General features: G+C 46.7%; 10 protein-coding genes. 7 read left to right on the forward strand and 3 right to left on the reverse strand.

Annotated features, from left to right (window positions below; all coding sequences use genetic code 11):
* Positions 1–12: 12 nt before the first annotated feature.
* Positions 13–1,995 (reverse strand): ABC-F family ATP-binding cassette domain-containing protein, encoded by a 1,983-nt coding sequence (locus tag MZO40_RS12365; RefSeq protein ID WP_105961336.1) that lies wholly within the window; start codon positions 1,993–1,995, stop codon positions 13–15.
* Positions 1,996–2,163: 168 nt separating this feature from the next.
* Between MZO40_RS12365 and MZO40_RS12370 the strand changes: the two genes are divergently transcribed.
* Positions 2,164–2,841, forward strand: a complete 678-nt coding sequence (locus MZO40_RS12370) for a redox-sensing transcriptional repressor Rex (RefSeq protein WP_050339161.1) — start codon at positions 2,164–2,166, stop codon at positions 2,839–2,841.
* 111 nt (positions 2,842–2,952) lie between these two features.
* On the opposite strand, the gene MZO40_RS12375 is transcribed toward MZO40_RS12370, so the two are convergent.
* Positions 2,953–3,597, reverse strand: coding sequence for a CPBP family intramembrane glutamic endopeptidase (locus MZO40_RS12375; RefSeq protein ID WP_105920649.1), 645 nt, complete (start codon positions 3,595–3,597; stop codon positions 2,953–2,955).
* A gap of 1,075 nt (positions 3,598–4,672) precedes the next feature.
* Between MZO40_RS12375 and groES the strand changes: the two genes are divergently transcribed.
* The 5 genes from groES to MZO40_RS12400 all read left to right on the forward strand — a co-directional run bounded on the left by groES (position 4,673) and on the right by MZO40_RS12400 (position 11,440).
* Positions 4,673–4,957, forward strand: coding sequence for a co-chaperone GroES (gene groES, locus MZO40_RS12380; RefSeq protein ID WP_003637813.1), 285 nt, complete (start codon positions 4,673–4,675; stop codon positions 4,955–4,957).
* Positions 4,958–5,012: 55 nt separating this feature from the next.
* Positions 5,013–6,638: a chaperonin GroEL gene (gene groL / locus MZO40_RS12385; protein WP_003637814.1), complete on the forward strand. Its 1,626-nt coding sequence runs from the start codon at positions 5,013–5,015 to the stop codon at positions 6,636–6,638.
* Between the two features lie 251 nt (positions 6,639–6,889).
* Positions 6,890–8,725, forward strand: coding sequence for an APC family permease (locus MZO40_RS12390; protein ID WP_252133309.1), 1,836 nt, complete (start codon positions 6,890–6,892; stop codon positions 8,723–8,725).
* A gap of 216 nt (positions 8,726–8,941) precedes the next feature.
* Positions 8,942–10,039 (forward strand): glycosyltransferase family 4 protein, encoded by a 1,098-nt coding sequence (locus MZO40_RS12395; protein WP_082230276.1) that lies wholly within the window; start codon positions 8,942–8,944, stop codon positions 10,037–10,039.
* 495 nt (positions 10,040–10,534) lie between these two features.
* Positions 10,535–11,440: a phosphate ABC transporter substrate-binding protein gene (locus MZO40_RS12400; RefSeq protein ID WP_003637817.1), complete on the forward strand. Its 906-nt coding sequence runs from the start codon at positions 10,535–10,537 to the stop codon at positions 11,438–11,440.
* 79 nt (positions 11,441–11,519) lie between these two features.
* Here the strand turns inward: MZO40_RS12400 and MZO40_RS12405 are convergent, their stop codons facing one another.
* Complete coding sequence (locus MZO40_RS12405; protein WP_105961334.1) at positions 11,520–12,161, reverse strand: YigZ family protein; 642 nt, start codon at positions 12,159–12,161, stop codon at positions 11,520–11,522.
* 65 nt (positions 12,162–12,226) lie between these two features.
* On the opposite strand from MZO40_RS12405, the gene MZO40_RS12410 reads away from it, so the two are divergent.
* Positions 12,227–13,579 carry a DEAD/DEAH box helicase gene (locus MZO40_RS12410; RefSeq protein ID WP_105961333.1) on the forward strand — a complete coding sequence of 451 codons (1,353 nt, stop codon included), beginning with the start codon at positions 12,227–12,229 and terminating at the stop codon, positions 13,577–13,579.
* Positions 13,580–13,584 lie beyond the last annotated feature (5 nt).

A 13,584-nucleotide genomic window follows, 5' to 3' on the forward strand; every position in this document is an offset into this window, starting at 1 on the left:
TATAAAACCGGCCTAATCAAAGGCTTCCAGAGCCTCAGCTTGTTCAGTCCATTCAGTTTCAACTTGCTCTTGTTGCGCGCTGATTTTATCCAGCTCTTTTTGTAGATCTGTTAAGCGGCCAACATCCGCTGAAACTTCAGGCTGGGCCATTTCAGTTTGGATTTTAGTGGCTTGCTCATCGAGCGTGGTCATTTGTTCTTCCAGCGCTGCCACGGTTCGTTCCAATTTACGCTTTTCACGTTGCTGTTGCTTGCTAGCTTGATAATCTTGCTGGCCCTTTGAGCGGGGTGCAGCGTTTTCAGCAGAACTTGGCTCTGCTGCATTAGCGCTAGCTGCTGATTCAGCGGCCTGACTAGCTGCGGCGGCTGCCATTTCAGCTTGTTCCTGTTTTTTATCAATATAATAATCGTAATCGCCAAGGAAGAGCTCGGTTCCTTCCGGTGAGACTTCCACGACGCTGGTTGCCACTTGGTTGATGAAGTAGCGGTCATGAGAAACGAAGAGGAGGGTACCATCAAAATCATTGAGGGCCACTTCTAACACTTCGCGACTATCAATATCCAAGTGATTGGTCGGTTCGTCCAAAATCAAAAAGTTATCGTTTTGCATCGCGAGTTTCGTCAGCAATAGCCGCGCCCGTTCACCACCAGATAGGGCGTGAACCGGTTTGTCGACATCGGCACCCGTGAAGAGGAAACTTCCCAAAATCGTCCGAATATCCTTTTCAGGCGTGGTGGGATGTTCGTCCCAGAGTTCACTTAAGACGGTCTTTTTGTCATTTAAGTTGCGTTGCTCTTGGTCATAGTAGCCCGTGACAACGCCGGTACCGAAGACGGCCTGGCCTTTGATGAACGGAATCTGGCCGAGGATACTCTTGAGAAAAGTCGACTTACCGATTCCGTTTGGACCCACGATGGCAATGGCTTCGTGCTTCTTAACGTTTAAGTTATCCGGTTCCGACAGAATATGCCCGTCGTAACCGACTGCGGCATCCTTGACGGTCAAAACGATGTTGCCGCTTTGCTTCGCAGCGTGAAAACCGAAGTGGGCCGTTTTTTCATCACTATCAGGACGGTCGATCCGGTCCATCTTGGCCAACTGTTTCCGCCGCGCTTGAGCTCGTTTGGTCGTCGATGCCCGCACGATATTCCGGTTGACAAAGTCTTCAAGCTTGCTAATCTCGGCTTGTTGCTTTTCGTAATGTTTCCACTGAGCTTGAATCCGAGCGGCCTTTTCTTGCACAAACTGGTCGTAGTTCCCGGTATAGTGTACCATTTCGTGATGTGACAGGTCGTACACTTCATTGACGACGCGGTCTAGGAAGTAGCGGTCATGGCTGACAATCAGTAGGGCACCAGCATAGGATTGTAAGTAACTTTCCAGCCACGTCAACGTTTCAACGTCCAAGTGGTTGGTCGGTTCGTCCAGAATCAGTAAATCGCGCTTTTCTAGTAGTAGCTTTGCTAAGGCCAGTTGAGTTTTTTGTCCACCGGAAAGTTCGGTGACCGACTTGTCATAAACATCGGCATCGAACTGAAAACCGTGTAGGACACCACGGATTTCGGCCTGGTAGCCATAGCCATTTTTCTGTTGAAATTCTGTCTGAACTTGGTCGTAAGTTTTTAAGGTTTGTTGGTAGGCCTGGTCATCGTTCATGATGGCGGGGTCGCTGAGCTGATTTTCAAGCGCATGCATCCGCTTTTCAATGGCGTGTAGTTCAGCAAACACGCTGCTCATTTCTTCCCAGATCGTATTTTGACTATCCAATCCTTGGTCTTGAGCTAAGTAACCGATCGTTAGACCCTTGCGCATCGATATTTGGCCTTCGTCAGGCACGGTCTCGCCGGCAATCATTTTAAGTAAGGTTGATTTACCAGCACCGTTGCGGCCGACTAAGGCAACGCGGGCGTGTTCTTGGATGTCCATTTGTACGTTATCGAACAAGACATCGGCGCCAAAACGCCGCATAACTTGCTGTACTTGTAGTAAAATCACGCTTTATTAAGCTCCTTTCACATTTGATTCGTGAGATAATTGTAGCATATTGTTACGGTTCGACCCAATTATTCGGAATAATAAGTAATTATTATTTCACAAAGTCACAGGTTATGCTAGAATAGTGTCAGCAAATTCACAAACTTTTGATTGGGAGGAAACGTCCGAATGGCAGAGACAAAGATTCCACGGGCAACGGCAAAACGATTACCAATTTATTATCGCTATTTGAATATTTTACTAGACGCAGATAAGAAACGGGTATCGTCAACTGAATTGTCCGAGGCGGTTAAAGTAGATTCAGCAACGATTCGGCGTGATTTTTCGTATTTTGGGGCCCTCGGTAAACGCGGGTATGGATACGATGTTGAAACGCTGCTGGCATTTTTCAAAAAAATTCTAAATCAGGACACGCTAACCAACGTCGCGCTGATTGGGGTCGGTAATTTAGGCCACGCCCTGTTGAATTTTAATTTCCATAAAAATAGTAATGTCCGGATCTCAGCGGCTTTTGATGTTAATGAAGCCATTGCAAATACGGTCCAGAGTGGGGTTCCCGTCTATCCAATGACGGAACTCAAAAAGCAATTGATCGAACAACAGATTGAAATTGCCATCTTAACGGTGCCAACAACGGTTGTTCAAAAGATTACCGATGAGTTAGTTGATGCGAATGTTAAAGGCATCATGAACTTTACCCCATTGCGGATCTCAGTTCCAGAAACAGTGCGGGTTCAAAACGTTGATTTAACCAATGAATTACAGACCTTAATTTACTTTATTGAACATTATGGTCAACAATTGGGTGACAACGGTCAAGATGAACCAGACGAAGATGAAGATTAGTCTGCGCATGCATCTCAAGATTATGATACCAAAAAGCTTCTCTGAAATAAATTTTCGGAGAAGCTTTTTTGAACGTCTAAATTAATGCCACGAACGAATAAGCGACGCAATCTAATGAAGTGCAGTCAAGAGCGTCGGTACTACGACCGCAGCGTTCATCAAAATATGAGACGTCATCGAAGTCTGAATTCGGCCGGTATGTTGATAGAGCCAGCAGAACAGCAATCCAACGAAGGCGTAGAGAATTAGATGACCATCTGCGTGGGCGAGGCTGAAGAGAAAGCTCGAAATCAAGGCGGCCCCGATTTTGCCGGTCACCGCACTCAAGTTGCCAAAGATGACCTTGCGGAAGACGATTTCTTCCATAATTGGGGCACCCACGATAATGGCTAAGAAAAATACCGGGTATTGTTGCCCAACGGTGAGTAGGGTCGACGTATTGTTGGAAGCCGTCGATTGCCCCAACATCGCAGTTATTTTAAGAATCAGGACTTGGCCGACAATGACTAGGACGAGCCCAATCAGGCCCCATAGGATGGCGACCAGCCAGTTACTGCGCTGCTGCTCAACGGCGTTTTTGGCTGTCATTCGGCGTGCTAGCCACAGCAATAACAGTGCGCCGACCAAGTAGTCGACCGTTTGAATCAAGAAGACTTGGGACCCCAGTTGATGAAAGGCGGCCACTAAGACGCTTGGTAGCGCATAAACAATAAAATAAATAATCAGAATTAAGATTGATTGGCGGCGATTAACCATCAGCTCACGTCCTTTTTGAAAGTTTGTTTGATTTTTTCATTAACACACGCATTGTGTTCGTTAATTTATCATGAATCATGATTAAATCATGGTGTTTTCTGAGTTCAAGCCCGCCAGCTGAGACCCGCTGGAAACAGTGCGAATTTGCGTAAACCTGCTGTTGTGGATGCTTCCTACGCCGGCTGGAAGGTATTTCTGACAACGCTGGAACGCGATGGACACAGATTTAAGCCGACAAACCACGTCTTAAATACTGGTCTTCCACTAACCAAGCACACAACGCTTGCTAAGTGGAATTTCATCGCTGAGCATTGTCAGAAACACCTTCCAGCCGGGGATGGTATTCGAAAGGCAGACATGTGCGGCCCCAACATTTTGTTGGATTAGTCGTTGATTCCCTGGTACAGGGCCATTTTGACTTTAACTGTCAGACCGACTCCAACATATAGCAATACTTTTTACCAATGCTTTAAGGTTCCTGACAAACAGCTTCACTTAGCTTGTCAGAATCTTCTTTAGTCGTTTGAGATAGCAAAGTTTCGAATTATAAACAAAGGCTATTTTATCGACTAAATTCAAAACTAGTGTCCGTTGAAATTAGTGAATCATATCCAAGTAATCTGATCAGTACTAAAATGCCATAAAACAGCATCAATACTGATCAAAAAGTTTGCCTGAAGGGCCGGTCACTTAATATCCAGTGGTCAATTGTACCAAGATAGCTGGGCGTTCATCCGTCATTCGAGCGGTTTCCCGACCGGAGGGGCTGGCTGACAATGCTCAAATCGATGTCCGCCCTGTTCCAGCGTTGTCAGCCAGCCCCGGAGGTCGGAATCGGACGCGCATCGGCTGACGAACAGGAATCCACCAACTGGCACATTTTAATTATCATGAATACAAAATAATAACAAGCACAACACATATTAACACGATAATACCCATTATAGTCGATTTGACATTCTTTGACTAATAATTGACAAATCACTTGCAATCTCAAATTAAAATGATATAGTTGACAATGTAATTAGCACTTGAGGTTCAGGAGTGCTAAAAAAGAATAAATGGAGGGATTCACGTGTTAAAACCATTAGGAGATCGCGTTATCTTGCAACAACAAGAAGAAGAAGAACAAACCATTGGTGGTATTGTTATCGCCAATAACGCTAAGGAAAAGCCCCAAAGCGGCAAGGTTGTTGCCGTCAATGACGGTCGTGTTTTAGATAACGGGACAAAAGTTGACCCCAGCGTGAAGGTCGGCGATCAAGTCTTATTTGACAAGTATGCCGGTACTGAAGTGAAGTACCAAGGTGATAAGTACTTGGTATTGCACGAAAAAGATATCGTTGCAATCGAAGACTAATCCATTTAAAGGACGCAATTTAAAATAAACTAAATTCATGAGGTGAATAAGGATAATGGCTAAAGAATTAAAGTTCTCTGAAGATGCACGTTCAGCTATGCTAAAAGGTGTCGACCAATTAGCTAACACAGTTAAGTCAACGTTAGGGCCTAAGGGTCGCAACGTCGTATTGGAACAATCATATGGTTCACCAACCATTACTAATGATGGGGTTACCATTGCCAAAGCCATCGAATTAGATGACCACTTTGAAAACATGGGTGCCAAGTTAGTTTCTGAAGTTGCTTCAAAGACTAATGACATCGCCGGTGATGGGACGACCACTGCGACTGTTTTGACGCAATCCATCGTAACGGAAGGTATGAAGAACGTTACGGCCGGTGCTAACCCTGTTGGCATTCGTCGTGGGATTGAAGAAGCTACTAAGACGGCTGTTGACTCATTACACGCGATGGCACACGAAGTTAAGACGCAAGAAGATATTGCGCAAATCGCTTCTGTTTCATCAGCAAGTGAAGAAACTGGTAAGTTAATTGCTGAAGCCATGGAAAAAGTTGGTCATGATGGTGTCATCACGATTGAAGAATCCCGTGGTGTTGATACGAGCTTGGACGTTGTTGAAGGGATGCAATTCGACCGCGGCTACTTATCACAATACATGGTTACTGATAATGATAAGATGGAAGCCGACTTGGACAACCCTTATATCTTAATCACAGATAAGAAGATTTCAAACATTCAAGATATCTTACCATTGTTACAATCCATCGTTGAACAAGGCAAGCCATTGTTGATCATTGCTGATGACATTTCTGGCGAAGCTTTACCAACCTTAGTATTGAACAAGATGCGTGGGACGTTTAACGTTGTCGCTGTTAAGGCACCCGGTTTTGGTGATCGGCGTAAGGAACAATTACAAGATATCGCTATCTTAACTGGCGGAACGGTTATCACTGACGATCTTGGCCTTGAATTGAAAGATACGACGATCGATCAATTAGGTCAAGCGAACAAAGTAACGGTTACTAAGGACAACACGACCATCGTTGAAGGTGCGGGTTCTAAGGACGCCATCTCCGAACGGGTTGAATTCATCCGTAACCAAATCAGCGAAACGACTTCTGACTTTGACAAAGAAAAGTTACAAGAACGTTTAGCTAAATTAGCCGGTGGGGTTGCCGTTGTTCGTGTCGGTGCCGCTACTGAAACTGAATTGAAAGAACGCAAGTACCGGATCGAAGATGCTTTGAACGCCACTCGGGCCGCTGTTGAAGAAGGCTTTGTTGCCGGTGGTGGTACTGCCTTGATCAATGTCATCAAAGACGTTGCTGCATTGAAGGAAACTGGTGACGTTCAAACTGGGATCAACATTGTCAAACGTGCTTTGGAAGAACCAGTTCGTCAAATCGCTGAAAACGCTGGTTTGGAAGGCTCCGTTATCGTTGAAAAGATGAAGGAACAAAAGCCAGGTGTTGGTTTCAACGCTGCGACTGACGAATGGGTCGACATGATTGAAGCTGGTATCGTGGATCCTACTAAGGTTACACGTTCTGCTTTACAAAATGCCGCATCTGTTTCAGCCTTACTCTTAACGACTGAAGCCGTTGTTGCTGAAAAACCTGAAGAAAATGCACCCGCTGCACCAGCCGCACCAAACCCAGGTATGGGCGGTATGATGTAAACAAATCGTAACATTAAGCACTTACTCGGCTGAGTAAGTGCTTTTTTAATGCTGTTGGGGTGCAAATCAACTAAAATATGGGTATTGATTTATCCATAATGGAGCGGTAGGATTAGTCGTTAACGCAAAACAGGGGTACCTGGTCGTGCCCGGTAGTTTTAACTGGTAGTATTAATCAAGCTAAAGTAGTAGAATCTACTTTGACTTAGCTTACTTGGGATAATTATTTTGGACATAAAGGAGTTATTATCATGTGGCGTTATTTAAAACGGTTAGTTATTGGGAAACCGTTAAAAACCATGGACGAGGGTGGGCAAGCGCTCACTAAGTTCAAGGCCCTGGCGCTGCTGTCGTCAGATGCGCTATCATCAGTGGCTTACGGTACTGAACAGATTACGACGGTCTTAATTACACTTTCAGCGGCTGCTTTGATGTATCAATTGTATGTCGCGGCGTTAGTGCTGGTCCTACTGTTTGCCATCACGATGTCGTACCGGCAAATTATCCGGGCTTATCCATCTGGCGGGGGCGCCTACGTGGTTGCTAGTACTAACTGGGGTCGTCCAGCTGGACTAGTGGCTGGGGGCTCGCTGCTCGTCGACTACATGCTGACGGTGGCGGTTTCAGTGACTTCAGGGACTGAAGCCATTACGTCGGCAGTTCCGGCGTTAGCCAATTACCAAGTGCTGATTGCGGTACTGATCGTGATCGCAATTATGGCGCTGAATCTGCGTGGAATGCGTGAATCCGCATCATTCTTAACGTTCCCCGTATACTTTTTCATTATTATGATTATTGGCATGATTCTGTGGGGCATTATGAATATTGCGAGTGGTAACTTAACTTACCATGCATCCGCCGCTGTTGGGGCGCCCGTACAAGGTATGACGCTAGTACTGTTCCTGCGAGCCTTCTCCTCTGGGTCGTCATCACTGACCGGGGTTGAAGCCATCAGTAACGCGGTGCCAAACTTTAAACGGCCTAAGCGTAAAAATGCGGCCAATACACTTGCCATTATGTCGCTCGTGTTGGCAGTATTCTTTGGTGGAATCACTTATTTGAGTTACTACTTGGGAATCAAACCGCAAGCAGACAATACCGTGCTGTCACAAATTGCGACGGCGGTCTTTGGTCACGGCTTGTTCTACTACTTGCTCCAATTAGCCACTGCCTTGATTTTAGCGGTTGCCGCTAACACCGGTTTTTCCGCGTTTCCAATCTTGGCGTACAACTTGGCGAAGGATAAATTCCTGCCACATGCTTACATGGACCGGGGCGACCGGCTAGGCTACTCTAATGGGATTATCTCGTTAGCCGTCGGGGCGATCGCGCTCATCTTTATTTTCCATGGTAAGACGACGCTCTTGATTCCGTTATACGCGGTCGGGGTGTTCGTGCCGTTTACGTTATCTCAATCCGGGATGATCGTGCACTGGTTGCGCGAACATGGTCAATGGTGGTGGATGAAAGCCGCTGTTAACTTCCTCGGTGCCTTGATTTCGTTAGGACTAGTGGTCTTCTTATTCTTGCTCCACTTCGGCAACGTTTGGCCATACCTAATCGTGATGCCACTGTTGCTTTACATGTTCTTCCGGATTCACGTGCATTATAAACGAGTAGCTGCCCAGTTGCGGGTAGTCGCAAAGGAAAAGGCCGCTATTCATGATTATGACGGGGCTACGGTGATCGTGCTCGTTTCAAATGTTACGCGGGTAACGGCCCAAGCGGTCAACTATGCGCGTTCGATTGGGGATTACGTGATTGCGATGCACGTGTCCTTTGATGAAAATCCTGAAAAGGAACATAAAACGGCCGCGGAATTCAAAGAAACCTTCCCGGATGTTCGGTTCGTCGATATTCATTCGTCGTATCGTTCGATTGCCACGCCAACGTTACGCTTCTGTGATGTGATTGCCAAACGGGCGGCGGAACGGAACTTCTCTACTACCGTTTTGGTCCCACAATTTGTGCCTAAAAAGCCTTGGCAGAATATTTTGCATAACCAGACCAGCTTACGGCTACGCGCGGTATTAAATTCGCGTGAAAATATTATTGTGTCGACTTATAACTACCATTTAAAAGAATAGTAACTTGATATTGAAACCCGGTATAACTGCCGGGTTTTTAATTTTGTGTCATAATATGAGTAACGATGGTTATAATTTAAGGGTTTGATTAGCACGTGACGGTTCAAATGTGAACGAATTGTGTTGCCTTTCCTAAGTTTTGGTGAAGCAAGTTGTCAAGCGTCATTGGGATTTGTATAATTATCATAATAAGAGTGAGAAGGGGGTTGCGCACAAATGATCAGGTTTGAAATTTTAGTATGCCTAGTGGCAACCATGATAGTTTCTGCAATCTTGACGCCGTTTGTGCGGAAGCTCGCATTTAAAATCGGGGCGGTGGACAAACCGAATGTCCGGCGGGTCAATAAAATACCGATGCCAACAATGGGTGGCTTAGCGATTTTTATTTCCTATACCGTCGGGACAACTGTCCTCTATCTGATGCACCAATTTCCTAGTCGCATCTTTTTCGCGCTATTAGGTGGCGAGCTGATTATTATTGCGACTGGAATTATCGACGATATTTATGAATTAAAACCCCGTCAGAAGATGTTGGGTATCACATTAGCGGCACTTGAAGTTTACTTTATCGGTGGCATCCGAATGACGACCTTTACCTTTCCGTTGCTGGGACTGATTCATTTCCAATGGTTAAGTTTGCCAGTGACGCTGTTATGGATTTTAGCCATCACCAATGCGGTGAACCTAATTGATGGTCTGGACGGTTTAGCGACCGGGGTCTCAATCATTTCACTCACGACGATGGGGATCATCGGGTTATTCTTCTTGAATGCCAACATGTTTGTGTCGCTGCTGATTTTTACCCTAGTTGCAGCGATGATGGGCTTCCTGCCGTACAATTTCTTCCCAGCAAGAATTTATCTGGGGGATACGGGTTCCTTGTTCATCGGCTTCATGACGGCGGTGTTCTCACTGTTTGGACTCAAAAACGTGACGTTGATTTCCGTTGGGATTCCAGTGATGATTTTAGGCGTGCCAATCACGGATACGGTCTACGCGATGATTCGCCGGATCTTGAATAAAAAGCCGATTTCGCAGGCGGATAAACATCACCTGCACCACCGGCTGATGCAATTAGGATTGACCCATCGACAAACCGTCATGGTCATTTACGGGATTGCATTGATTTTTTCGTTCATTTCATTGCTTTACCCGATTTCATCGATCTGGGGTTCAGTTCTCCTGACGATTGGCTTGTTACTGGGACTGGAACTCTTCGTTGAAGCAATTGGCTTAGCTGGCGATAATCGTCAGCCGTTACTCGATTGGATCAAACGAACCGTTGCCCGGCTGACTTCCAAGACTAATCATTAAAAGTTAAGTCAACAAATCAGTTGAATGTAAGGCCCTCTGATATTGTGATTGGTGGCGACGTCATCAGTACGCGTTAGTTAGTGGTCTAACTTGCTGCCAGTTCTGAGTGAGTCCACCGTGTTAGTTTGGCTGCCAGATTGATGGCCTCGCGCTTAAGACAATGGTCACTGCTGATATCATTCAAATGAAAATACACTTTAAATTATTACAGGCATCCGCCACGTCAATCGTGCGGGTGCCTGTTTTTCGTTATCGCTGCTTGCGTTCATCAACCTCGACTTTACCAAAACTATACAAGCATTTTACACAATCGTCATTCACAATTTACAAACGATCAGTAATATTAAGCATGTTCCAAGCAATCAACGAAGTGTAACCGTCGAGTGGTGATGCTGCTCCATCACCAGCAACAATACTCCTACCCAGTTATGCGATGACGGTTATCATGTTGGTTGCTTCATTTTGATAGTCAATTGAAGAAGGGGAGTTTCAATTATGAAAAAAGCACTGACACTCGGCGCATTGGCAGTAACGATGACCGTTTTACTAGCCGGTTGCGGCAGTAGCTCAGCTACGAGCACGAAGAACACGAGTAGTAGTGGTAGTGGCAGCTCAAAAACAACCAAGATTGTGGCAACCGGATCAACCGCGTTACAACCACTGGTCGAACAAGCTGGCCAAGCTTACCAAAATGAACATGCCAACGTGACGATCAACGTTCAAGGTGGTGGTTCCGGTGCCGGCCTTAGCCAAGTTGCTAAGGGCTCAGTTAATATTGGAAACTCAGACTTATTTGCACAAGAACAAAAAGGGTTAGACGCCAAAGGGTTAGTTGATCATAAAGTGGCCGTTGTGGGGATGGCACCTGTCGTTAATAAGGATGCCGGGGTCACGAATGTTTCTAAGCAAGAATTAGTTAAGATTTTCCAAGGCAAGATTACCAACTGGAAAGATGTCGGTGGTAAGGACGAAAAGATCACCGTTGTCAACCGGGCACAAGGTAGTGGGACGCGGGCAACGTTTGAAAAATGGGGCTTAGATAATGCCAAAGTGGCAACGAGCCAAGAACAAGATTCAAACGGGACGGTTCAAAAAATCGTCAGCACCACACCGGGGGCAATCAGTTACTTAGCGTTCTCATACGTTAAGTCTGATGTTCAAGCCTTAGCCATTGACAATGTTAAACCAACTGAAGCCAACGTTGCCACTAACAAGTGGAAGATCTGGGCATACGAACACATGTATACTAAGGGTCAACCAACTGGCGAATTAAAGAACTTCTTGACGTACATGACGTCCAAGTCAGTTCAAGGCAGTTTGGTTAAGAAATTAGGTTACATTCCGTTGACTTCAATGAAAGTTGACCGGGGCCAATCAGGTGCCATTACTGATTTGAAATAACCGCAAAAAAGTCGAGCAAGTTGTGCTCGGCTTTTTGTGTATCCTAAATATGATCTAGCAGAACTACCGGTAATCCAGCTTAATCCTGAGATACCGGTACTTCCGCAAACTGTTCACCCTGTTCAGTGAAGGTCACTTGACCACTCAATAAATTAGTGATGGCCGTTTGCACCGCGGCTAACTCTGCTGCACTCACTGCGATCGTCTGGGTGACTTGAACGCCGTAATCGGTATTTAGTATGACCAGTTGGTTTTGCTGCAAGTAATAGTTCAACGCGTCGACGTTGCGGTAATCAAGAGCAATCGCCAGCCGCATCTGTAAAACCCGTTCGACTTTGCCACACGCTTCGATTGCAGCGGCCGGGGTCCCGTTGTAGGCGCGAATTAGGCCGCCAGCCCCCAGCTTGATCCCGCCAAAGTAGCGTGTCACGACCGCCAAAACATCGTGAACGTCGTTGGCTTTAAGGACTTCCAGAATTGGGGAGCCGGCCGTTCCTGAGGGTTCACCGTCATCACTCATCCGTTGAATGTGGTCGTCGTCGCCTAGCATGTAGGCAAAGCAATTATGGTTCGCCTTCGGGTTGGCAGCGCGGACCGCGGCAATTTTAGCCTGGGCATCATCCTCACTGGTAATGCGGTAAAGGTGTGCGATGAAGCGCGATTTCTTGATGGTCTGTTCAAAGACCGTGTCTTGGGTAATGGTGTAATAGGGTTTCGTCAAAATTATCGATTCCTTTCGTGGATTCCAGCATGATTTGCGTATGTAATCTATAAAGGGGTGAAGACGTGCAAGCACAAGAACTATATGGTCGGCAGTTAGCCTTATCCGCCGAGGCCGCGCGTGACTTGCCGGCTGGCTGTCAAGTTTTGCCAGCGATGCAAGTGACGGCGATCCAGGTCCAGTGTCAACGCTGTGGCAGTCAGCTGGACCGCCAGCGCGCGCAATTACCGAACGAGCAGTATTATTGTTACCAATGTCTGAATCTAGGCCGTATCAGCACCCTCGTTAAACTCTATCATATGTCAGAACCGAATGCTTTTGCAACGGTCCCGACCTGTACTTGGACTGGTCAGCTAACGGCCCAACAAGCCGCGTGTGCACAAATGATTCAAGAAAAGTTTGCCGCACGAGAACGACAATTATTGTGGGCGGTGACCGGTGCAGGGAAAACGGAAATGCTGTTTCCCGGGATCACTTGGGCCTTAGCACAACGGTGGCGCGTGGCCATTGCGTCACCGCGAGTCGATGTTTGTTTGGAACTGGCGCCCCGATTGCGAGCAGCATTTGCGGATGCGCCAATTGCCGTGCTGCATGGCCGTGACCCGGAACCGTATCAATATACGCAATTGACGATTTGTACGACCCATCAATTGTTACGTTTTCGCCACGCCTTTGATGTCCTGATTATTGATGAAGTTGACGCTTTTCCATTCGCAGCTAATCCGCGGTTGGCATTTGCAGTCAAGCAAGCGCTCAAACCAGATGGCGCACTACTGTATTTAACGGCGACCCCTAGTCCGGCGCTGTTACGGCAAGTTCGACGAGGACAGTTAGCGATTAGTTATTTGCCATTACGGTTTCATCAACACTTACTGCCGACGATTACGGTGCGATTGCAGCCCAACTGGCCCCAGCTACTAGCACACGGCAAGTTGCCGCGGTGCCTAATTCAACGGTTACGGCAGTATCAGACGCGGTACCAACGCTTTTTGTTATTTGTGGCGCGAATCGAACAGTTGGCGCCCGTGCATCATCTGCTCCAACAGTTATTTCCGCAAATGGCGGGGCAGACGGTACATTCGGCGGACCCAGACCGGTTGACGAAGGTCCAGCAGATGCGAGATAAAGCCGTTCAATACTTAATTACGACAACGATTCTGGAGCGCGGCGTGACACTGCCGGGAATCGATGTCATTGTCTTAGGTGCGGATGATGCCGTGTTTTCGACGGCGGCGCTGGTGCAGATTGCGGGCCGGGTCGGTCGTAGCAAGGCACGACCAACTGGACTAGTCTGGTTTATTTGTCAGCAGCATGGCCGTAACATTAAGCAAGCACAGCGCCAGATTCGTACCGTCAATCGAAAGGGGCGAGCATTGCGTGCCAGCATGCCTATTGTGTCAAAGTCAGATTCAGATTAAGTTAA

The organism is Lactiplantibacillus sp. B652, from assembly GCF_023806745.1.
Taxonomy (GTDB): Bacteria; Bacillota; Bacilli; order Lactobacillales; family Lactobacillaceae; genus Lactiplantibacillus; species Lactiplantibacillus pentosus.

Bases quoted from the DNA above. Each gene is read 5' to 3' on its own strand.
- groL (WP_003637814.1), top strand. From the start codon at position 5,013: ATGGCTAAAGAATTAAAGTTCTCTGAAGATGCACGTTCAGCTATGCTA.
- MZO40_RS12390 (WP_252133309.1), top strand. From the start codon at position 6,890: ATGTGGCGTTATTTAAAACGGTTAGTTATTGGGAAACCGTTAAAAACC.
- MZO40_RS12370 (WP_050339161.1), top strand. From the start codon at position 2,164: ATGGCAGAGACAAAGATTCCACGGGCAACGGCAAAACGATTACCAATT.
- MZO40_RS12395 (WP_082230276.1), top strand. From the start codon at position 8,942: ATGATCAGGTTTGAAATTTTAGTATGCCTAGTGGCAACCATGATAGTT.
- MZO40_RS12400 (WP_003637817.1), top strand. From the start codon at position 10,535: ATGAAAAAAGCACTGACACTCGGCGCATTGGCAGTAACGATGACCGTT.
- MZO40_RS12375 (WP_105920649.1), bottom strand. From the start codon at position 3,597: ATGGTTAATCGCCGCCAATCAATCTTAATTCTGATTATTTATTTTATT.